The sequence below is a fragment of the Neobacillus sp. MER 74 genome, from assembly GCF_023714155.1.
Map to the genome: position 1 here is coordinate 157791 of NZ_JAMAUV010000006.1, position 20694 is coordinate 178484.

20 protein-coding genes are annotated in these 20694 nt (G+C 44.3%); 5 read left to right on the plus strand and 15 right to left on the minus strand.

Features of this window, described 5'->3' with window-relative positions:
* Positions 1 to 17: 17 nt before the first annotated feature.
* Together M3610_RS12915 and M3610_RS12920 are read right to left on the minus strand one after the other, a co-directional pair.
* Positions 18 to 1205, minus strand: a complete 1188-nt coding sequence (locus M3610_RS12915) for an acetyl-CoA C-acetyltransferase (RefSeq protein ID WP_251459575.1) — start codon at positions 1203 to 1205, stop codon at positions 18 to 20.
* Positions 1206 to 1452: 247 nt separating this feature from the next.
* Positions 1453 to 3555 carry a 4Fe-4S dicluster domain-containing protein gene (locus M3610_RS12920; RefSeq protein ID WP_251459577.1) on the minus strand — a complete coding sequence of 701 codons (2103 nt, stop codon included), beginning with the start codon at positions 3553 to 3555 and terminating at the stop codon, positions 1453 to 1455.
* Between the two features lie 187 nt (positions 3556 to 3742).
* On the opposite strand from M3610_RS12920, the gene cls reads away from it, so the two are divergent.
* Positions 3743 to 4945 (plus strand): cardiolipin synthase, encoded by a 1203-nt coding sequence (cls, locus tag M3610_RS12925; RefSeq protein ID WP_251459579.1) that lies wholly within the window; start codon positions 3743 to 3745, stop codon positions 4943 to 4945.
* Between the two features lie 77 nt (positions 4946 to 5022).
* Positions 5023 to 5988 carry a UV DNA damage repair endonuclease UvsE gene (gene uvsE, locus M3610_RS12930; protein ID WP_251459581.1) on the plus strand — a complete coding sequence of 322 codons (966 nt, stop codon included), beginning with the start codon at positions 5023 to 5025 and terminating at the stop codon, positions 5986 to 5988.
* A gap of 47 nt (positions 5989 to 6035) precedes the next feature.
* On the opposite strand, the gene M3610_RS12935 is transcribed toward uvsE, so the two are convergent.
* From M3610_RS12935 to speE, 5 genes are all read right to left on the minus strand, one after another.
* Positions 6036 to 6215: an H-type small acid-soluble spore protein gene (locus tag M3610_RS12935; protein WP_251459583.1), complete on the minus strand. Its 180-nt coding sequence runs from the start codon at positions 6213 to 6215 to the stop codon at positions 6036 to 6038.
* A 124-nt stretch (positions 6216 to 6339) separates the two neighbouring features.
* Entirely contained in the window at positions 6340 to 8010 is a 1671-nt protein-coding gene (gene argS / locus M3610_RS12940) for an arginine--tRNA ligase (RefSeq protein ID WP_251459585.1), read from the minus strand.
* Positions 7997 to 8422, minus strand: coding sequence for a YwiB family protein (locus tag M3610_RS12945; protein WP_251459586.1), 426 nt, complete (start codon positions 8420 to 8422; stop codon positions 7997 to 7999). Before M3610_RS12945 ends, argS begins: the two co-directional genes overlap by 14 nt.
* Positions 8423 to 8764: 342 nt before the next feature.
* Positions 8765 to 9637 (minus strand): agmatinase, encoded by an 873-nt coding sequence (gene speB, locus M3610_RS12950; protein WP_098571561.1) that lies wholly within the window; start codon positions 9635 to 9637, stop codon positions 8765 to 8767.
* A gap of 157 nt (positions 9638 to 9794) precedes the next feature.
* Positions 9795 to 10622 (minus strand): spermidine synthase, encoded by an 828-nt coding sequence (gene speE, locus M3610_RS12955; protein ID WP_098571562.1) that lies wholly within the window; start codon positions 10620 to 10622, stop codon positions 9795 to 9797.
* Positions 10623 to 10865: 243 nt separating this feature from the next.
* Between speE and M3610_RS12960 the strand changes: the two genes are divergently transcribed.
* Positions 10866 to 12932, plus strand: a complete 2067-nt coding sequence (locus M3610_RS12960; protein ID WP_251459739.1) for a transglycosylase domain-containing protein — start codon at positions 10866 to 10868, stop codon at positions 12930 to 12932.
* Positions 12933 to 13056: 124 nt separating this feature from the next.
* Here M3610_RS12960 and M3610_RS12965 read toward each other — a convergent pair whose 3' ends face one another.
* A complete protein-coding gene (locus M3610_RS12965; protein WP_251459588.1) occupies positions 13057 to 13566 on the minus strand; it encodes a YwhD family protein in 510 nt (169 codons plus the stop codon).
* A 16-nt stretch (positions 13567 to 13582) separates the two neighbouring features.
* A complete protein-coding gene (locus M3610_RS12970) occupies positions 13583 to 14203 on the minus strand; it encodes a site-2 protease family protein (RefSeq protein WP_251459741.1) in 621 nt (206 codons plus the stop codon).
* Positions 14204 to 14469: 266 nt separating this feature from the next.
* On the opposite strand from M3610_RS12970, the gene M3610_RS12975 reads away from it, so the two are divergent.
* Positions 14470 to 14655 carry a 2-hydroxymuconate tautomerase gene (locus tag M3610_RS12975; RefSeq protein WP_026568172.1) on the plus strand — a complete coding sequence of 62 codons (186 nt, stop codon included), beginning with the start codon at positions 14470 to 14472 and terminating at the stop codon, positions 14653 to 14655.
* A gap of 71 nt (positions 14656 to 14726) precedes the next feature.
* Here the strand turns inward: M3610_RS12975 and M3610_RS12980 are convergent, their stop codons facing one another.
* From M3610_RS12980 to M3610_RS12995, 4 genes are all read right to left on the minus strand, one after another.
* Positions 14727 to 14951, minus strand: a complete 225-nt coding sequence (locus tag M3610_RS12980) for a hypothetical protein (protein ID WP_251459590.1) — start codon at positions 14949 to 14951, stop codon at positions 14727 to 14729.
* Positions 14952 to 15135: 184 nt separating this feature from the next.
* On the minus strand, positions 15136 to 15639 hold the full coding sequence (locus M3610_RS12985; RefSeq protein WP_251459591.1) for a YwgA family protein: 504 nt from the start codon (positions 15637 to 15639) through the stop codon (positions 15136 to 15138).
* Between the two features lie 73 nt (positions 15640 to 15712).
* Positions 15713 to 17011: an HD domain-containing protein gene (locus tag M3610_RS12990; RefSeq protein WP_098571569.1), complete on the minus strand. Its 1299-nt coding sequence runs from the start codon at positions 17009 to 17011 to the stop codon at positions 15713 to 15715.
* A gap of 170 nt (positions 17012 to 17181) precedes the next feature.
* Complete coding sequence (locus M3610_RS12995; RefSeq protein WP_144551753.1) at positions 17182 to 17403, minus strand: YuzB family protein; 222 nt, start codon at positions 17401 to 17403, stop codon at positions 17182 to 17184.
* A gap of 282 nt (positions 17404 to 17685) precedes the next feature.
* Here M3610_RS12995 and M3610_RS13000 point away from each other — a divergent pair, with 282 nt between their 5' ends.
* Complete coding sequence (locus M3610_RS13000; protein ID WP_251459593.1) at positions 17686 to 18477, plus strand: RsfA family transcriptional regulator; 792 nt, start codon at positions 17686 to 17688, stop codon at positions 18475 to 18477.
* 81 nt (positions 18478 to 18558) lie between these two features.
* Here the strand turns inward: M3610_RS13000 and lipL are convergent, their stop codons facing one another.
* Both lipL and pta read right to left on the minus strand, forming a co-directional pair.
* A complete protein-coding gene (gene lipL, locus M3610_RS13005; RefSeq protein WP_098571572.1) occupies positions 18559 to 19389 on the minus strand; it encodes an octanoyl-[GcvH]:protein N-octanoyltransferase in 831 nt (276 codons plus the stop codon).
* A gap of 205 nt (positions 19390 to 19594) precedes the next feature.
* Complete coding sequence (pta, locus tag M3610_RS13010) at positions 19595 to 20566, minus strand: phosphate acetyltransferase (protein ID WP_098571573.1); 972 nt, start codon at positions 20564 to 20566, stop codon at positions 19595 to 19597.
* Between the last annotated feature and the right edge of the window lie 128 nt (positions 20567 to 20694).

Below are 20694 nucleotides of genomic sequence, written 5' to 3' on the forward strand. Positions count from 1 at the left end.
ACTAATCTTAAAAACTATTATCCGCGTGGAACCTCGATCATCACCGCATCGCCCTGGCCGCCCCCGCTGCAAATTGCGGCAATTCCAAGTCCGCCGCCGCGGCGTTTTAATTCATGCATTAATGTGAGAATAATGCGTGCCCCGCTTGCCCCAATCGGGTGACCATAAGCGACCGCACCGCCATTAACATTGATCTTTTCTGGATCCAAGCCGGCAATTTTTCCACTGACTAAAGCTACTGCCGCAAAGGCTTCATTAATTTCAAATAAATCAACTTCATCTACTGTTTTGCCTGTTTTTCGTAACAGCTCATTAATGACAAGTCCCGGAGTTTTTGGGAAATCCTTTGCTTCCACCGCAATCGCCGCATGACCGACAATCACTGCTTCAGCAGCACGGCCTTCGCGAATCGCACGTTCTTCACTCATTAACACGAGGGCGGCCGCACCGTCATTGACACCTGGCGCATTCCCAGCCGTAATCGTTCCCGTTGAATTAAATACCGGTGCTAATTTAGCCAAACGCTCTAAAGACGTATCTTTTCGCGGTGCTTCATCTGTCGCCACCACCACTGGAGCTCCTTTGCGCTGTGGAACCTCTACTGCAACGATTTCCTCCGCCAACTTCCCACTCTCTATCGCTTCAATCGCGCGCAGATGACTTCTAAGTGCCCACTCATCCTGTGCCTCACGGCTGATTTCCATATCTTGAGCCGCTTCGTTGCCATAAGTCCCCATATGGACGCCAGTAAAGCTGCAGGTTAAACCGTCCTGAATCATTAAATCCTTCACCTGTGCGTCTCCCATGCGGAAGCCCCAGCGTGCTTTTGGAAGTACATATGGAGCATTGCTCATCGATTCCATCCCTCCTGCCACAATCACTTCCTCATCGCCGGCGCGGATGATTTGATCAGCCAACGTGACACTGCGCATTCCGGATGCACAAACCTTATTAATGGTTTCTGTTTTCACTTCCCATGGCAGTCCCGCATGCTTCGCCGCCTGACGCGATGGAATCTGCCCCTGTCCCCCTTGTAAGACTGTTCCAAGAATGATTTCCTCAACCTCTTCTGGCTTCACGCCCGCACGAACTAATGCCTCTTTTACCGCGATTCCTCCTAACTGTGAAGCAGTAAAGCTGATCAAACCACCTCCTAATTTTCCAAAAGGCGTTCTAACTCCGCTTAAAATAACCGTTCTTCCCATCGTTCACACACTCCCCTAATCATAATATTCAGATAAACTTTTATAAAAAATATTTCCGGTGACTGAACGCTCGCTCGGACACAAACAAAAAAGAAACGCAGTTCTCTGCTTTTTTTAATGGTAATGTAAGCGTTTTATTTACAATTATATTTTACATAAAAAAGCGTAGAAGTTGAAATGTTTTACACAAAATTTTAAAAATTTTACGAATTGAATAAACAAATCAACTTCTACACTCCATCAAGACCTATGCGACTTCACCACAAACCGCTTTTTCCAGCAACTCTGCTACATCGTATGTTGATACCTTTTCTTCGACCTCTTTCGCCTTCGTTCCATCCGAGAGCATCGTTAAGCAGTACGGACAGCCGGAGCTGATGACCGACGGATTCACAGCAAGTGCCTGCTCGGTTCGAGCCACGTTAATGCGCTGTCCGGTTTCTTCTTCCATCCACATCAAGCCGCCGCCTGCACCACAGCACATCGCCTTCTCTCTGTTCCGCTCCATTTCAAGAAGTTTCACGCCTGGAATCGATTTTAGAATCTCACGCGGTGCATCATAGACATCATTGTAACGCCCTAAATAACAAGAATCATGGAATGTAATCGTCTCATTTACCGCGTGTTTCGGTACGAGCTTCCCATCGCGAACCAGCTCGTAAAGAACCTCGGTGTGATGGAACACCTCAACATCGGTTAAACCAAAATCAGGGTATTCATTTTTGAAAATATTATAAGCATGCGGGTCAATCGTAACGATTTTCTTGACCTCTGCTTTTTCAAACTCCTCAATATTTTTCGTTGCCAGCTCTTGGAACAAGAATTCATTGCCGAGTCGGCGCGGTGTATCGCCAGAGTTCTTCTCTTTGTTTCCGAGGATGGCAAATTTGATGCCAGCTTCATTGAGCAGTTTTGCAAATGATAAAGCAATCTTTTGGCTGCGGTTATCGTATGAACCCATAGCACCAACCCAGAAGAGGTATTCAAATTCCTCACCTGTTTTGTTCATTTCCTTAACGGTTGGTACATGAACATCCTCGCGGGCTTCCCGCCATGTTTCACGTTCTTTTCTATTCAAGCCCCATGGATTGCCTTGGCGTTCGATATTGGTCATCGCACGCTGCGCATCGGCGTCCAGTTTCCCCTCGGTTAACACTAAATAACGGCGCAAATCAATAATTTTATCAACGTGCTCGTTCATGACAGGACATTGATCCTCACAATTTCGGCAGGTCGTACAAGCCCAAATTTCTTCCTCCGTAATTACATCGCCAATCAAGCTTGGGCTGTAGGCTAAAGCAGCTGCGGATTCTTGGGCGCCTTGGCCCGCTGACGCTAGGGCCAGCTGATTCCCCGTTGTATTCCCAAACGCAAAGGTTGGCACCCACGGCTGCTTAGAGGTAACAGAGGCACCATGATTGGTTAAATGATCACGCATTTTTACGATTAAATCCATTGGTGACAGCATTTTCCCTGTCCCCGTAGCCGGACACATATTTGTACAGCGGCCGCATTCCACACAGGCATAAAAATCGATCATTTGGTGCTGCGTGAAGTCCTCTAATTTTCCAACCCCAAACGATTCCTGGGTTTCATCTTCAAAATCAATCTTTTTCAATTTTCCTGGTTTATCTAAACGGTTAAAATACACATTCGCAGGTCCCGCAATTAAGTGGGCATGCTTGGATTGTGGTACGTACACTAAGAAGGTTAACAAGAATAATAAGTGCGCCCACCAGGCAATGTAGAAAATTACAATAGAGGCGGTCTCACCAATCCCTGAAAAAATAACTGAAATCAGCGAAGCAATAGGTTCAGTCCAAGACGTCCCTTCACCATGCCAAATAAGGCTCATTCCATTGCCTAGTAACACAGAAAGCATCAAGCCGCCGATGAAAATAAGAACCAGACCCGATTTAAAGTTTCGTTTCAAGCGGACTAACTTTTCGACATACCGGCGGTAAAAAGCCCAGATAACGGCCACTAAAATCATCAGTGTGACGAGCTCTTGGAAAAAAGTAAACCCGGCATAAAGAGGTCCAAGTGGAAGATGTGCCCCCGGTTTAATCCCTTTGATAATAAAGTCAATGGCGCCAAATTGGACGAGAATAAATCCGTAAAAGAACATGACGTGCATAATCCCGCTTTTTTTATCCTTGAGCAATTTCTTTTGGCCGAACACATTGACCCAAATTTTGCGAAGCCGCTCTTTGACATTGTCATCGAACTCAACCTTTTTCCCAAGCTTAATAAATTCAATCCGGGTCTTGACTACATACACGAACAGACTGATTGCGTAAGCGGTTACAAAAAGAAACGCAATCAAGTTAACCCAAAGTAATCCATTCATAGTTATGCCCCTTTCCTTGTTATCCACTAGAACGACTTTGAAAATAATTAATTTTCAGAATCTATACTTAACTCTATTATATTATGAATGAGCATTCAGTCAAATGATTTTTTGTTAAGTTGCGTTAACTTATAGAAAAGGATACTTTCGGTAAAACTAACGAAACTGATTGGAGGAAAGAACCCAGATGAATGTGGTACTCATGTTGAGCTTACTCCTTTTTCTCATCATTATTTGGATCGTTTTGGATTTTCATTTAGGTCGAAAGAAGCATCTTTCCATTGTCAGTAGAAGGGAAACGACCATTATTCATGGTGACATTGATATTTTTACGCATGGAAAAAAGTTGTTTGCCGACTATTTTCATGAACTGCGGAATGCAGACAAGCATATTCATGTGCTCTTTTATATTGTTAAAGATGATGCAATCAGTCAGGAATTTTTCTCGATTTTAAAAGACAGAGCCCGTGCGGGGGTGGAAGTTCGGCTTCTCATTGACCGCCTTGGCAGCTGGAAGGTTAAAAAGGCGGTGATCCAGTCACTGCGTGAGGAAGGCATTCGCTTCGCTTTTAGCAATCCTATTAGACTTCCCTTTCTGTTTTATTCTTCTCAGGTCAGGAATCACCGCAAGATTACGATTATTGACGGGGAAATTGGCTACCTCGGCGGCTATAATGTCGGCAAGGAATATATCGATGAAGATCCTTCCTTGGGGATTTGGCGCGATTACCATTTGAAAATTACCGGACAGAGCGTTAATTTTTTGCAGACGGAGTTTTTAATCGATTGGCGCGAATATGCGGGTGAGGATCTTATGAAGGATTCAGCTTATTTTCCTGTCTTGACTGACGGTCAGGTTCGCCATCGATTTGTTCCGACAGAAGCCCAGCAGTTAGAACAAAATTATCTCACGCTCATCCATCAGGCAAACGATTCGATCATCATTGGTTCGCCCTATTTTATCCCCTGTCAAAAAATCTTAGCGGCGTTACTCACTGCCTTAAAGCGCGGCGTTCATCTTAAGGTGATCGTTCCTTATGCAGCTGACCATCCGTTGGTCCAAGAAGGCTCGTTCCGCTATTTACGTAAGCTGATTCGAGCAGGTGCTGATGTTTTTCAATATAAAAAGGGTTTTTACCATGCGAAGACACTTGTGATTGATGACAAAATTTGCGATATCGGCACGGCTAACTTTGATAAAAGAAGTATGTATTTAAACAAGGAAATCAATTGTTATATTTATGACCCGGCTTTTATTCGACGTTTGATGGAGATTTTAGAAAAGGATATTGAGGACTCTGTTCCGCTGACTTTAGCGGTCCTTAACAAACCAAATCCGGTCCGTACAATCAAAGAAGGCATTGCAGCGATCGTATCCTATTTTTTATAAGGTCTGTTGATTTCCGCTCCAATCAACATGGTTCCAAATTACCTTTTACAATGCCTTTTATTAAAGGAGTTATTTTTATGAAGATTCGGTTTGGTTATGTTTCTCATGCGATTAGTTTGTGGGATGCTTCGCCGGCGAAGACGCTGACGTTTACTCGGTATCAGCAGCTAAGCCCTGAGGAGCGCATAGAAAAGCTGCTTGAGGTAACGAGGCAAAACTTGAATCATACCCTGCGCATGCTCTACTACAATCTTGCTCATGAACTTGAACTGTATCGGATGTCGAGTTCGATCGTCCCGCTCGCGACCCATCCGGAGGTGAACTGGGACTTTGTGACTCCTTTTCGCACGGAATGGCTAGAGATTGGCGAGTTGGTGAAAAAAAAGAAATTAAGGGTCAGTTTCCATCCGAACCAGTTCACCTTGTTCACCTCACCGCAAACGAAGATTACCGAAAACGCAGTGGTTGATATGCGTTACCATTATCGTATGTTTGAAGCAATGGGCCTTGAGCAGGAAGGGCTGATTAATATCCATATTGGTGGTGCCTATGGTGATAAACAAAAAACTCTACCGCGCTTTCATCAAAATTTAACGACACTGCCCGCGCCTATTAAACAGGTCATGACATTAGAAAATGACGATAAAACGTACAATGCCGAAGAAACGTTAGCTGCCTGTGAAAAGGAAGCCATCCGGTTTGTGTTCGACTATCACCACCATATGGCCAACTTGTCCAAGACATCACTCGAGGAGCTGCTGCCGCGGATTTTCCGAACTTGGGAGCATGGGCATGGACCGCACGGCATCCCGAAGGTCCATATTTCCTCCCCCAAAAACGAGAAGGAATTCCGTTCCCATGCTGATTTCGTGGATCCGGAATTTATCATGCCGTTTTTGAACATGGTCCGCGAAATCGGGGCTGATGTTGATTTCATGATCGAGGCCAAAGCAAAGGATCAGGCGGCACTGAAATTAATCGAAGATCTGAGTAAGCTACGCGGGTTTAAGCGGATAAGCGGCGGTGCGGTCGAGGTCAAATAAAAAGGCCATATAGAAAGAGTCTTCGAACACGTTCGAAGACTCTCCTTTTATTCCTCAATTAAGTTCATAACAGGAACGTCACGCTCATTGTCCGGATCATTCCGTGAATAAATTCTCGCTACTTTTGCCGACTCATCCACATGTTGAATAATCACTGGCGTTCCCTCATAGGTAACATGAATCATATCGGCCGATTCAGCAATTTCCTTGGCTCGTCCCACATTCATTGGTCTCATCCACTCCCTAGTTTTCATATCCCTACTAGTATTTGACAACCATTAGGTACTATTCATTTTTATGGACAAACCCATGAAAAAAGCCCCCTTACCGAAGTAAGAGAGCCATCAGCCATTACATTTTTTCCGGAGCTGAAACCCCAATCAACGCCAGCGCATTGCGGAGCGTAATTTGCACGGACCGCACCAACCCGAGGCGGGCCTTAGTGCGCTCGACATGTTCAAGGTCAAGCACCTTTTCTGCATTATAAAAACTGTGGAACGTCGACGCCAATTCTACGATATAGTTCGTAATCCGGTGTGGGACACGCTTTATTGCGGCCTCACCTACAGCTGCTGGGAATTCCCCAATCTTCTTCAATAAATCCATTTCCTTCTCCGACGTTACCAATGAAAAATCAGCATCCGCCGTCACTTGAACACCCTGCTCCTCCCCAGAACGCAAGATACTAGAAATCCGCGCATGGGCATAGTGAGCATAATAAACCGGATTTTCATTCGACTCCGATACCGCTAAATCCAAATCAAAATCCATATGCGTATCCGAGCTGCGCATTGCAAAGAAATAACGTGTCGCATCGAGGCCGACCTCATCGACCAAATCACGCATCGTCACCGCTTTACCGGTCCGCTTACTCATCTTCATCTTCTCGCCATTCTTGTAAAGGTGAACGAGCTGAATGATTTCCACCTCAAGGGTTTCACGGTCATAACCTAACGCCTGAAGCGCCGCTTTCATCCGCGGGATATAGCCGTGGTGATCCGCACCCCAAATGTTAATCAACTTTTCAAACCCGCGGTCCAGCTTGTCCTTGTGATAGGCGATATCCGGTGTCAAATACGTATATGAACCGTCCTGCTTAATCAGCACCCGGTCTTTGTCATCACCGAATTCCGTCGAACGGAGCCACGTCGCACCGTCTTCCTCGTACACATACCCACTCGCACGCAGCGCCGCCAAAGCCTCATCAATTTTCCCATTCTTATAAAGCGAAGTCTCTGAATACCAAACATCAAATCCAACACGGAAATCCTCAAGATCCTGCTTCAGCTTCGCCATTTCATATTTCAGACCGTACTCACGGAAAAACTCTTGGCGCTCGTCTTCGGACACATGCACATACTTGTCCCCAAACTCCTCGGCCATCGTTTTCCCAATGCCAATAATGTCCGCACCGTGGTAGCCGCCCTCCGGCATCTCTTTTTCCAAACCTAGAGCTTGGAAATAACGCGCCTCCACCGACAATGCAAGATTATTAATCTGATTTCCTGCATCATTAATATAATATTCACGCGAAACATCAAAGCCCGCCTTGTCTAGAATATTACAAAGCGAGTCACCCACCGCCGCACCGCGGGCATGTCCAAGGTGCAAATCACCCGTTGGATTCGCTGACACAAACTCGACCTGAATCTTCTGGCCGCCGCCAACTGTTGTTTCCCCGTACTTCTCCCCAGCATTCAGCACCGTCGGAATCAGTTCAGTTAAATAACTATTATTCATATAAAAATTAATAAATCCTGGACCAGCAATCTCGATTTTTTCAATCGATGCCTTCGAGTGATCGATATTCGCAAGCAGGGCCTCCGCAATCACACGCGGTGCTTTCTTTGCAACACGAGCCAGCTGCATCGCCATATTCGTTGAATAATCGCCGTGCGCCTTCTCCTTTGGTGTTTCCAGAATCACATCCGGAATTTGTTCCTCAGACGCCAGTTCCGCCTTCAGCACTGCCGCCCGAATCTCTTCTTTTAATTTACTTTGTACTTGTTCAACTATGTTCATTGTTATCCTCCTGAAAGGTAATTTCCAAATGGTATGTACCAGCAGGCTTCCCCTGCATCGAAAAATCATAAAGAATGTCAATCAAACCATCAGCATGCTCAATCCGTTTAGCCAGCGTGATCGTCTCAAAGGACCCAAACGGCATTTCATAACTGCCGCGCAGCTTCTTATGCAAGCGAAACGGCAAGCGCATCTTCACGGCACCACCGCGCAAAATCAGTGCCTCATCATCAGCCACCTTCACAATTGTCCGGACAGTGCCCTCATCCTGCACTTCTTCATACTTAAGAAACGAAGCACCGTCTTTTTCAAGATAGCGGCCAAACACCGCCAGCTCATACACTTCCTTGCCCCCCTGCTGATGAATCGTCGTTTTCACATTAATTTTCATCGGAATTTCAGTCGTAGACAAACCTAATGGCACTTCCCTTTTTTCTTTGATAATCTAGCTCCAGCGCCCTAGCGGCTAGTGTCCTTCGCTCTCCGCCCTACGATAAGTCAACATCGAATCGCTGGCGCTCTTCGTGTTTCCTTTATCTCGGTTGGAGCGCTCCAGGCCATATGCCGCTGACCAGGGCGCTTGCGCTTTTCTTTTTTAAAAAGGATCTCAGATTCATTCTTTGGAATGGTTCTAGTCCTCATAATTGACGTATCTGCTCTAATGCATACTTTTTCTATTATAAACATTGCTGGTGAACAAATCAAAAAATGCCTGACATCAAAAGTGTCAGGCACCAAAAACCCGCTTTTCTGTTTATTTCACCCAGCCAAGGAGCATTTCACGGATTAACTTACTAGCAGTATTCGCGGTTTGCTCGGATGGATCATAAATCGGTGCCACTTCGACAAGGTCACCGCCGACGACGTTCACCTCGGAACGAGCAATCGCATGAATAGAAGCAAGCAGCTCTTTCGAGGTAATACCGCCGCAATCCACCGTTCCTGTGCCTGGTGCGTGCGCTGGATCAAGGACATCGATATCGATTGTCACATAGACCGGACGGCCAGCAAGTGTTGGAAGGATTTCCTTTAACGGCTCGAGCACTTCAAATTTAGAAATATGCATTCCGTTTTCCTTCGCCCACACGAACTCTTCCTTCATCCCGGAACGAATCCCGAACGAATAGACGTTGCTCGGTCCAATGTGTTCCGCAATCTTGCGGATTGGGGTCGAGTGCGATAACGGTTCACCTTCATATTCCTCACGCAAATCTGTATGTGCATCAAAATGGATAATCGCTAAATCTGGATATTTTTTATACATAGCTTTCATAACCGGCCATGAAACTAGATGCTCTCCGCCCATACCAAGCGGGAACTTGCCTGCAGCAAGGACTTGGTCAACAAAGTCTTCAATCATGTCGATGCTCTTTTGCGGATTTCCGAATGGAAGCGGAATATCGCCTGCATCATAGTATTTTACCTCTTCTAACTCGCGGTCAAGATAGGCACTGTACTCCTCTAAACCGATCGACACCTCGCGGATGCGGGCCGGACCAAACCGTGAACCCGGGCGGTAACTAACCGTCCAATCCATCGGCATCCCGTACAATACAACCTGACTCTCCTCAAAATTCGGATGACTCTTAATAAACACATTTCCTGAATACGCCTCATCAAAACGCATCTATGTATCCCTCACTCTCTATCTAGTACCTATTACGGTTCCTTAAATGATTTTTGACGACCCTATGACCTCTTTTTTCTCAAGTTCGGTCGTCAAGAAGCCCCATTGGCTACCTTAAAGCCTCTTTTTTCCCATCTTCGGTCGTCAAGACCATCTATTACTTCACCAAATCCCCAACAAATTTCGGCAGCACGAAGGCGGCTTTGTGCAGTTCTTTGGTATAGTACTTGGTTTCAATCTCATGGAAGCGGTCTTCGCTTACTTCTAATGGGTCATATTTCTTTGAACCGATCGTGAATGCCCACAAGCCGCTTGGATACGTTGGAATATTCGCGACATACAAACGTGTAATCGGGAAGATTTCGCGCACATCGCGTTGGACATTACGAATCAAATCCGCTTTGAACCACGGATTATCCGACTGCGCCACAAAGATGCCGTCCTCCTTCAACGCCTTCGAGATTCCTGCATAGAAACCTTTAGTAAATAGGTTCACAGCTGGACCGACTGGCTCAGTAGAATCGACCATAATCACATCATACTGATTATCACTGTTCGCAATGTGCATAAAGCCGTCATCCACCTGAACATCAACACGCGGGTCATCGAGCATGCCAGCAATCTCCGGCAAAAATTTCTTGGAGTACTCAATAACTTTGCCATCAATATCAACAAGCGTCGCTTTTTTCACGCTCGGGTGCTTTAACACTTCACGAATGACACCGCCATCGCCGCCGCCGACCACTAGGACATTCTCCGGATTTGGGTGTGTAAATAACGGAACATGTGCCACCATTTCATGGTATACAAACTCATCACGGACCGATGTCATCACCATGTCATCTAAAAGAAGCATATTTCCCCACTCTTCAGTTTCAATCATATCCAGCTTTTGAAACTCAGTTTGTTCTGTATGTAAGGTTTTATTTACTCTCATCGTGATTCCAAAATGTTCAGTTTGCTTTTCTGTAAACCAAATTGACATGCTTACCGCTTCCTTTCAACTGATTTCAGTTTTATACATACCAAGTAATCATTCAATTTTATAGTACCCAAACCATTGAATTACAAACACAAGAAAAAGTCTAGCAAAATTTAAATAAATAAACCAATAAATGTTTAAAAAGACTCTATTTTTTCAATACTATTACTATCTAATTTTTTAAAAACTGGAAAAAACGAGGCTGGCAAAAGCGCCTCCGCATTTCAAAAAGGGGTGGTGAACATCATGGAAATCATGACGGATCAAGGGTTTCGAAAGACCATTAAATATTTACGGGCAGTTATTATCATCAGTTTGATAGGCATGGTTTGTATGCTTATTCTCTTCCTCGGAATTCTTGCCTATGCAAAAATTCTAGGGGCACCACCGCTCGCCGTTCCGCAATCCACCTTACTCTTTGCAGATGACGGGACATTGATTGGCGAGAGCAACAGCGGACAAAAACGGTATTGGACCAATTTGAAGGATATTTCACCGGATTTGGTTGATGCGACCATCTCCATTGAAGATAAAAATTTCTACGAGCACCATGGCTTTGATTTTAAGAGAATCGCTGGTGCGCTGCTAGCCGATGTCCAAGCCCTTTCAAAGGTACAGGGTGCAAGCACAATCACTCAGCAGTATGCGCGAAATCTATTCCTCGAACATGATAAGACGTGGACGCGGAAGCTGCACGAAGCTTTTTATACCATCCGCATCGAGATGAATTATTCCAAAAAAGAAATTCTTGAAGGCTATTTAAATACGATTTACTATGGCAACGGTGCCTATGGGGTAGAGGCAGCCAGCCAATATTATTTTGGAAAAAAGGCAGCTGACTTGACGCTTGCCGAAGCAAGCATGCTGGCGGGGATTCCAAAAGGTCCGGGCATTTACTCTCCGCTGGCCTCAATGGAACATGCGAAAAGCCGTCAAGCGATTATTTTAAAAAGTATGGTATCCAATCATTACATCAATAAAAAGGACGCCCTCGATGCGGCGATGCAGCCTTTGACCATCGAGGGTACTCACAATACGCAAAAAGTGAAGGTTGCCCCATATTTTCAGGATGCCGTCAGAAATGCCTTGAAAAATCAATTGCATTTAGATGACCGCACGATTGCCCTTGGCGGATTAAAGGTCTATACCACGCTGAACCGCAAGCAGCAGGAAGCAGCCGAAAATCAAGTTCATAAATATGTAGCGAATCTATCAGAAATTCAAGTCGGTCTTGTTGCGATGGATCCCAAAAACGGCTATGTCAAAGCGATGGTCGGCGGCCGGGACTATGAAAAAAGTCCCTTTAACCGTGCCGTTCAAGCCATCAGGCAGCCTGGTTCAACGATCAAACCGCTTCTTTACTACGCGGCCCTTGAGCAAGGCTTTACACCATCATCGACGATGCGCAGTGAGTTTACGACCTTCCATTTTGATGATGGCCAGCCTGACTATACGCCGCATAACTTTAACAATAAATATGCCAACGGGGAAATCACCCTCGCTCAGGCTCTCGCTGTCTCCGATAATATTTTTGCCGTCAAAACGCATTTATTTTTAGGAGAAGAGACTTTAATCGAGACAGCGAAGAAATTCGGGCTTTCTTCAAAAATGGCACATGTACCGTCCTTGGCATTGGGGACTTCTGGTGTCCGCGTCATCGAAATGGCGAATGCTTATAGTCTGTTTGCTAATGGTGGAAAAAAGGTTCATCCAACCTTGATTACGAAAGTGGAAGACTACAATGGCAACGTGATTTACGAAAAAGAAGAAGAAACAGAAAAGGTGTTAGACCCTGCTAAGGCGTATGTGATGACGCAAATGCTGACGGGGATTTTTGATCCAAAACTTAACGGATATGCAAAAGTTACAGGCAGCACGGTCATCAATGATATTACCCGGCCTTATGCAGGAAAATCGGGCTCAACTGAAACCGACAGCTGGATGATTGGCTACTCCCCGCAGCTCGTGACAGCGGTTTGGGCAGGCTATGATATGGGAAAACCGATTGAGCTGGTGGCGGAAAAAACGTATGCGAAAAATATTTGGGCCAATTTTATGGAAGAGGCACTCAAAGGCAAGCCCGTCAAGGCGTTTAAGGCACCGAAGGAAGGGGTCAAAGGGGTATATGTCAACCCCGAGAATGGCAAATTGGCGACCAAGGATTGCCCGGTGCGCCGCTTCACCTATTTCGTCAGCGGTACTGAACCAACCGAATATTGCACCGAACATCTAGGCAATCACGAGGCACTGCCAGAGAAACATAAAAGCACGAAGAAAGTTCCTTGGTATAAGAAAATTATGCCGTGGACTTAGAAGAACACTTTATTTAAATAGAAAAGCTCCGGAAAATTCCGGAGCTTTTCTTGTCCTAGTAATACATTGTTTTTACACTCAATATGATACTATAATTTTCAAAAAAATTACAAGCATTAATTTCCTATTCTGCCAATAAACCCTGTTTGAGTTCATCCGTTGAGTTGTCCCACAAAACTTGATTATGATTACGTAAGAATTCCGCTAATACCCTTTTCGAATTCGCATCCATATCGTCGACAATGATGTGACGCTTCAGCGACTTATCCATGCGGTTGACGTGCTCTGGCAAGGATTTGTAGCCGCGCCGGATTTCTCGGTCAACGGTCATGAAGCAGGCTGTCACACCCGCGTAGTATGGGCCTTCTTCGTTGCGGTCAATCGATACCCACACAAGCCAATACGGTTTTCCGTTCGGCACCTCTTCTTGATTTTTCAAAAATTTAATGCCCTTTTCCACTACGCTGCGGGCATGCATGGCACCGACATCAATCTCCGCTTCGCCAGCATCGACATCAATGATGACAGGTGACACATTATCAAGACTCAAAGCACCTTTTCCAAAGCCTTTATGACCATCGGTCGGATCACTCTTGATGATATTAAAACCAAGCTTCTTTTTATTTTCTTCCATTAAAATTCAAAACCTCCTAAAAAAACAACATCCTGAAGAATTGACTTAACCCATCCCATACCCACGGAATGACAACCGCAAATATAGGTTCGATCGTATAGCGATCAAGCGGGGTAAACACTAAAATTAGAAAAATCAACCCGCCATACTGTTCATATTGCGTCATTTTCGCGCGCACATGGTTCGGCGCTAAGTCCTCAATGATCCGGTACCCATCGAGCGGCGGGAATGGCAGCAAGTTAAAGATAAACAGAACAATATTAAGCCGGATAAAGATTTCCAGAAAATCATAAAAACTTTCAGACGGGGCTGCACCGAAACGGCTTAACCCGAATGCGACAACAAATCCGAGTGAAGCTAAAATCAGATTGCTGAGCGGCCCGGCAACAGAAACGAGTATTCCAGCTAGACGAGGCTTTTTAAAGAAAAAGCGATTCACCGGTACCGGACGGGCCCAGCCGAAGCCGGCAATAAATATTAAGATCGTGCCGATCGGATCAAGGTGTTTGAGCGGATTTAACGTCAACCGGCCTTGTTTTTGTGCGGTCATGTCACCGAATTTATAGGCAACGAACGCATGGGCAAATTCATGAAACGTAAAGGCAATCATCAGGGTAATTGCCAAATAAGGAATCATGCTTAACGGATAGGCAAGAAAATTGAAATTTTCCAACACCATATCTCCTTCCATCTCAAACGGAGGCCCCGCTTACGTGTGCAGACTCCGTTTTCTATCTATCTATATTCCTTTTAGTATACATGAAACCGTTTAGAAAAAGAAAATCAAAAGTATCATCGATTATTGCACTTTTCGTCGAATTATGGAACACTAACATAGAATAGCTGCAGCGATCGTTTCGCGGCTTAATCACTAAATACATAATAATGGAGGAGGAAAAAAACATGCCATATGTAACAGTAAAAATGCTTGAAGGACGTACCGACGATCAAAAGCGTGCCCTAGTTACAAAAGTAACGGATGCAGTCAGCGAAACAACAGGCGCACCAAAAGAAGCCATCCATGTAATGATCGAAGAAATGAGCAAAAGCAACCTTGGAATCGCTGGCGTACGAAAAAGCGATCAATAAATAGAAAAGCGAAGATTGGGTGTCAGGCACCATGTGAAAATTTCACATGGTGCCTGACACCTTTTTAGTTCCTACAAAAACTTTATCTCGTCTTTTGGGCTTTCTAGCTTCAGTTTCTCTAGTTCAAGTTTCATTTTTTCGGTTTCGGCTAAGTAATTTACGTGTTTAAGTTTTTCTAGCTCGAGTTCATCCTTCAGCATACCTGCCTTGATTTTTGACTGTTTCTGAAAATGAGTAGTAATAATGGCTGTAATGGGTATGCCAAATACCATAATGACTGCAATCGTTCCTGTCATTGCGGGAACCCCCTCAAATGTTATATTTTTTACCTCATTATCCAAATCATAACAAATCTCCATTCAAAAGAATAATTATTTATCAGAAAATTAAATCAAAATAAAACTTACCATTAAAAAAAACAAAAAACACCACCTGAACCCTCACGTACGCACACGGTTCAAGCAGTGTTTATATAGCTTATTATTGAATTTTTCTCTTTAACGATTCGATATACTGATAGGCCTCATCAATTTCCGCCTCAGTATAGCGCTGGCTTGCCTTTAATGTAAACACCTTGTCCGCCACTTCTTCTTTTGAAAGATTATCAAAATATAAAACCGTTGATACCAATTCCAAGAATCTAGCATTCTGTTCATTCATATCAATGAGACAATCCTGCAAAAACGGCATGTCCACCTCATTCAAACTTAAAAACTCTTTCCCCGGCTCCGTCAAGGTATAGCGATATTGAAAATAGCCGCCCTTTTTCTCCTTCACCTCATTGAGAAAGCCCATATTGCAAAGCTCCTCAACCCGTAACGTCAACTCCTCTGAGTAGGGGCCATAAAAGTGAAACTGGAACCGTTCTTGAAAAGGAAATGCCACCTTTTTCGCAATATATATCATCTTTTGCAGCTTCTTACGCCCGATAATCTCACCGGAAACCATAACCGCCTGCATCAGTTTCGCATGATCATTTAACAACGTTCGTCATCTCCTACTCCATTTGGGTGTCAGGCACCAAACAACAATCACCAATCACCTATTACCAATCGATCTATAACTCTAAAAGGGCACGGATTTGCTTTTTCACATTCTTTTTAGTCGAATCATCAAGAACAAAATCAGCCGGGTAATAGAGCTTATGGTCGGTTCTTCTTTTTCCCGAAATCGCATCAACAATCTCCGATTCGCGAGAAAGCTCCCTCAATTCCCCATTTTGCATCAACAAATGAATCGGGAGCCGCTCTTCCTCCTCACCGGGACGGTAGAAATCATACGGCAAATCCGACGAGGAATCGACCACTAAATAGTATTCAGGGTCCAACCCTGCCTTTTTGAATAAGGAACCTAGTTCAGCGAGCTTTTTGTATTCCTTTGCTGGGTCAAATTCAACAAACTTGAAGAGATTGCGGTTAACAAACCGACGACAGAGGTCGCTTAAAACAGGATCTGACTCTTCCTGCCAAATTTGAAAATAATATAAAATCACCGATTCATCTAATTTTACATAGTCTTCTAAGGTTACCTTTTCATTGAAAATCGACGTAAAATGGATGGGTTCGTATTTAAAAGTATAGTTTTCTTCAAACAATTGCTTAGCGCGGTGGAGAATTTTTGTCAAAATAACCTCCGCACTGCGTGATACCGGGTGGAAATACACCTGCCAATACATCTGGTAGCGGCTCATAATATAATCTTCGACTGCGTGCATGCCGCTCTTCTTAATGACTACTTGATCTTCGCGCGGCCGCATCACCCTCAAAATACGTTCCATATCAAATTGACCATAGCTGACGCCGGTAAAATAGGCATCCCGCTGTAAATAATCCATCCGGTCGGCATCAATTTGACTGGAAATCATACTGACCACCAGCTTTTTCTCCGATGTTTTCGCAATCACTTCAGCTACTTTTTTAGGAAAATCTGGCCCCACACGCAGCAGCACGTTATTGACTTCGGTATTCCCTAAAATAATTTGCCGGGTGAACTCCTCATGGTCAAAATCAAATACTTTTTCAAATGAATGGGAGAACGGACCATGGCCAAGGTCATGGAGCAACGCGGCACATAGGGTCAACAGGCGGTCATCATCATTCCATTCCGGTCTCCCCGCAAACACATCATCAATAATGCGGCGGACAATTTCATAGACACCTAGAGAATGGTTGAAGCGGCTGTGCTCAGCGCCATGGAAGGTTAAAAATGTTGTTCCGAGCTGTTTGATGCGCCGTAAGCGCTGAAATTCCTTCGTTCCGATTAAATCCCAGATGGCCAGGTCACGTACGTGGACGTAGCGATGGACGGGGTCTTTAAAGACTTTTTCTTCACTAAGTTTTTCCGCCGAATAGGCCATAGACTTCCCTCTCCCTCGTAAACTTGCTCCTGGCGTTAAAGAGCCTCATGCCCTTTACTTTATTATTTTCTATTATATCCCAAAAACCACCCTATTTTCAGCAAAATTCTACACGATTTTTCGACATGGATGAGGGAAAAAAATCACCTGAGTTTCTACGACTGAGGTGATCATTTTATCTTTTTATTCACTTTCTCCATTAATTCCTCTTCCGTTAATGCAGCAACGGGGCGGTTATTGACGAAGGCAAAGGTCTTTTTCCGGCCAGGTCCGCAGTAGGATTGGCAGCCAATTTTGACTTCAGCCTCTGGATCTAGTTCTTTTAACCGAGGGATCAATGTCTTTAAATTCACGGCCTGACAATCGTCGCATACGCGAAATTCATTGGACATGTAAGACACCCCTTTCTTAATAACTGTCATTGCAATCTATATCTATAGTTTATCCAGCTTGGATAGCTTAAAACAACCGATTAACTCCTCTGGTATTTTACATTTTCTTGTTTTCGAATGCAAGTTGCAATCTTTACTAAACTCGTTAAAAAAATCTACTATCCTTGCAACCATTTTGGTATAAAGGTTCAAAAACTTGTCCATCCTAAGACTAGAACTTTTAAAAACTCGTCAAGAAGCATGGGCGGGTTCATCCAAAAACTAGAAAAGGGAGTTGAACATATGAAAGTTCGTCAAGACGCATGGACAGATGAGAATGATTTGCTTTTAGCCGAAACTGTCCTTAGGCATGTAAGAGAAGGAAGTACGCAGCTAAACGCTTTTGAAGAAGTAGGCGATAAACTGAATCGTACATCAGCGGCTTGTGGATTCAGATGGAATGCTGTTGTTCGTCATCGTTACGAAAAAGCACTACAATTAGCGAAAAAGCAGCGAAAACAAAGACAAAGAGTGTTAGGGAAAGAGCAAGGCGGCAAGAAAAAGCTGCTATATAGCCCGCCGCTCACTGGAGCACCGGAGTTTGATGCAATCCCAGCTCAAATGGACATGCCGCTGGAAACTAGCTTTGACATGCCAGATATGACAGCAGAGATGGCAGAGGAAACGTATGTAAACCCTTCTGCTTCGACACCATCACAAGCACCTGTTTATACCCAAGCACAGGTTCAAACACCAGCTCAAACCTATCGTCAGGTAAATAACACAGAGCTTTCGCTTGATTCCGTTATTACTTACTTGCAAAACTTTCATCATTCCAATCTGCAAAATGAAGCATTAAAAAGTGAGAATGAAAGATTAAAAAGAGAGTTGGCAGAAGTAAGACGCCAAAATGAAGAAATGGCCGCTAAAATTGAGGGTCTTGAGCAAAATACAGAAACAATTCAAGAAGATTACGAGACCTTAATGAAGATCATGAACCGCGCCCGCAAGCTTGTATTATTTGAAGAAGAAGAAAGACCGGCTACGAAATTTAAAATGGACCGAAACGGAAATTTAGAAAAGGTAGCTGAATAAAGAGCATTAGGGAGAAGAGCAAAAGCGCAACATCTCTTTGAAAAAAAGCCGTAAATCCGACTATTCGGGATTTACGGCTTTTTACATGGCGTTAATTTTTTCATTTCGGTCAATGACCCGTTGATAATAACCTGGAAATAACCCCAGCTCATACTCATTTAATGGACCCGCATACAAGAGCCCGCTGTGATCCTTTAACTGGTTTAGTAGACGGAGCATCACGTCGGCAACGGTAAGATCGGTTCCGAGCAATTCCGCAAGCGACGCCATAACCTCTGGAACAATTTCTGGGTATGCAAATTTCGTTTCTGCATCTTGTTTTGCTAGTTTATAAAATTCCCTCACCAGTTCGGCTCGCCTAGCGCCGCTGCCGTTCACACAGAGATATATCTGGACAGCGACCCCTTTTTTAAGACGGCGCTGCGAGATACCGGCAAACTTTTTCCCCGCAATGCTCAAATCATAACTTCCCGGGCAATAAGAACCGACAATTTCCCGAGCCTCAATCTGATGCGGGAAATCAGCAAACATATGTTGAATGAGCTGCCACATCGCATCATAGCCGCGATTAATATCAATCCCTTTTTCCGCCTCTGGAAAAATCAACGAGATATTGAGGACGCCTTCATCGAGAACAACCGCGAGGCCGCCGGAGTTTCGGACAATCACATGATAGCCCTGCTCCTGTAAAAACTGAATACCTGCTGGTAAAAATGGCAACTTAGTATCCTGAATGCCGAGAACGATCGTATTGTGGTGAACCCACGTCCTGGCTGTGGCTGGTGCCTGACCCGAACCAACGGAGGCACACAGGGTATCATCGGTCCCGAATGATTGCAATGCTTGAAAATGAATGCCCGCCGCTGATTGATCGATAATCCGCCATTGCGGCTGACGCAGTAATCCTTCCATTTCGGTGGCTCCTTGAGTTGAATTAATAGTTTTTAATAGGATTTATACAAAATCCGATAGTTATTATACAAAGTATTATACTTTATTTACGAAAATCATGATAATTTTACAAAGCCTCAGCACATTTATACAAAAATTGGTAAAACAAACCCAAAAAGGCCAATCCACCTTAACAATGGACCAGCCCTTCCTTGCAAACTAACTCTTATACCCCTTGTGCTGCTGTAATTAACGCCAGCTTGTAGACATCTTCTTCATTACATCCACGTGATAAATCGTTTACTGGAGCGTTTAAGCCTTGCAGAATCGGTCCAACTGCTTCAAATCCGCCTAAGCGCTGTGCAATTTTGTAGCCGATGTTTCCAGCTTCAAGGCTCGGGAAGATGAACACATTCGCATCTCCTTGCAGCGGAGAATCGGGTGCCTTGCTTTTTGCCACCGATGGAACAAATGCTGCATCAAACTGGAATTCCCCGTCTAAAACAAGCGATGGGTCACGACGCTTTGCCTCCGCGACTGCCTCAGCCACTCGCTCGGTTTCAGGAGATTTCGCTGAACCCTTCGTTGAAAAGCTGAGCATCGCAATGCGCGGTTCCATATCAAACATGTGAGCGGTTTTCGCACTTTCAATCGCAATTTCTGCTAAATCATTGCTGTCTGGAGCGATATTAATTGCACAATCAGCGAACACATACTTTTCATCCTCACGAACCATGATAAATACGCCGGACGTTTTCTTGACGCCTTCTTTTGTCTTAATGATCTGTAATGCTGGGCGCACTGTATCAGCCGTGGAGTGGGCCGCACCGCTGACAAGACCGTGTGCTTTATTTAAATAAACAAGCATAGTGCCAAAGTAGTTTTCATCAAGTAAAATTTTGCGTGCATCCTCTTCGGTTGCCTTCCCTTTTCGGCGGTCAACAAAAGCTGAAACCAGCTCGTCCATGCCCGCATAGCTTGCTGGGTCATAAATTTCTGCCTCATCTAAAGAAACGCCAAGCTCTGCTGCTTTCGCCTGAACCTTTTCGATATTGCCAATTAAAATCGGTGTGATCAGTTTTTCCTCTGCTAAACGGCTTGCCGCTCTGACAATCCGCTCATCTAATCCTTCTGGAAAAACAATTCTCAAATCACGGCCTGAAATTTTTTGCTTTAATCCTTCAAATAAATCACTCACTACTAAATCCTCCCTTAATCAACCTACATAAATTAGCATACTTTACCCTTTTAAAATTTCAATGATAAGACTCAAAGATAGCGTTTTCATCTAAAAAGTTTATGTTTTCAAAAAAATACGCGCTAGTT

Excerpts from the sequence above, each read along its gene's own strand:
- argS (WP_251459585.1), bottom strand. The coding sequence starts at position 8,010 with ATGAACATAGTTGAACAAGTACAAAGTAAATTAAAAGAAGAGATTCGG.
- lipL (WP_098571572.1), bottom strand. The coding sequence starts at position 19,389 with ATGGAAGGATTACTGCGTCAGCCGCAATGGCGGATTATCGATCAATCA.
- speE (WP_098571562.1), bottom strand. The coding sequence starts at position 10,622 with ATGTCAATTTGGTTTACAGAAAAGCAAACTGAACATTTTGGAATCACG.
- cls (WP_251459579.1), top strand. The coding sequence starts at position 3,743 with ATGAATGTGGTACTCATGTTGAGCTTACTCCTTTTTCTCATCATTATT.
- M3610_RS12975 (WP_026568172.1), top strand. The coding sequence starts at position 14,470 with ATGCCATATGTAACAGTAAAAATGCTTGAAGGACGTACCGACGATCAA.
- M3610_RS12980 (WP_251459590.1), bottom strand. The coding sequence starts at position 14,951 with ATGACAGGAACGATTGCAGTCATTATGGTATTTGGCATACCCATTACA.
- M3610_RS12935 (WP_251459583.1), bottom strand. The coding sequence starts at position 6,215 with ATGAATGTGGGACGAGCCAAGGAAATTGCTGAATCGGCCGATATGATT.
- speB (WP_098571561.1), bottom strand. The coding sequence starts at position 9,637 with ATGCGTTTTGATGAGGCGTATTCAGGAAATGTGTTTATTAAGAGTCAT.
- uvsE (WP_251459581.1), top strand. The coding sequence starts at position 5,023 with ATGAAGATTCGGTTTGGTTATGTTTCTCATGCGATTAGTTTGTGGGAT.
- M3610_RS12970 (WP_251459741.1), bottom strand. The coding sequence starts at position 14,203 with ATGATTCCTTATTTGGCAATTACCCTGATGATTGCCTTTACGTTTCAT.
- M3610_RS13000 (WP_251459593.1), top strand. The coding sequence starts at position 17,686 with ATGAAAGTTCGTCAAGACGCATGGACAGATGAGAATGATTTGCTTTTA.
- M3610_RS12915 (WP_251459575.1), bottom strand. The coding sequence starts at position 1,205 with ATGGGAAGAACGGTTATTTTAAGCGGAGTTAGAACGCCTTTTGGAAAA.
- M3610_RS12965 (WP_251459588.1), bottom strand. The coding sequence starts at position 13,566 with ATGGAAGAAAATAAAAAGAAGCTTGGTTTTAATATCATCAAGAGTGAT.
- M3610_RS12960 (WP_251459739.1), top strand. The coding sequence starts at position 10,866 with ATGGAAATCATGACGGATCAAGGGTTTCGAAAGACCATTAAATATTTA.
- M3610_RS12920 (WP_251459577.1), bottom strand. The coding sequence starts at position 3,555 with ATGAATGGATTACTTTGGGTTAACTTGATTGCGTTTCTTTTTGTAACC.
- M3610_RS12995 (WP_144551753.1), bottom strand. The coding sequence starts at position 17,403 with ATGTCCAATGAATTTCGCGTATGCGACGATTGTCAGGCCGTGAATTTA.
- M3610_RS12990 (WP_098571569.1), bottom strand. The coding sequence starts at position 17,011 with ATGGCCTATTCGGCGGAAAAACTTAGTGAAGAAAAAGTCTTTAAAGAC.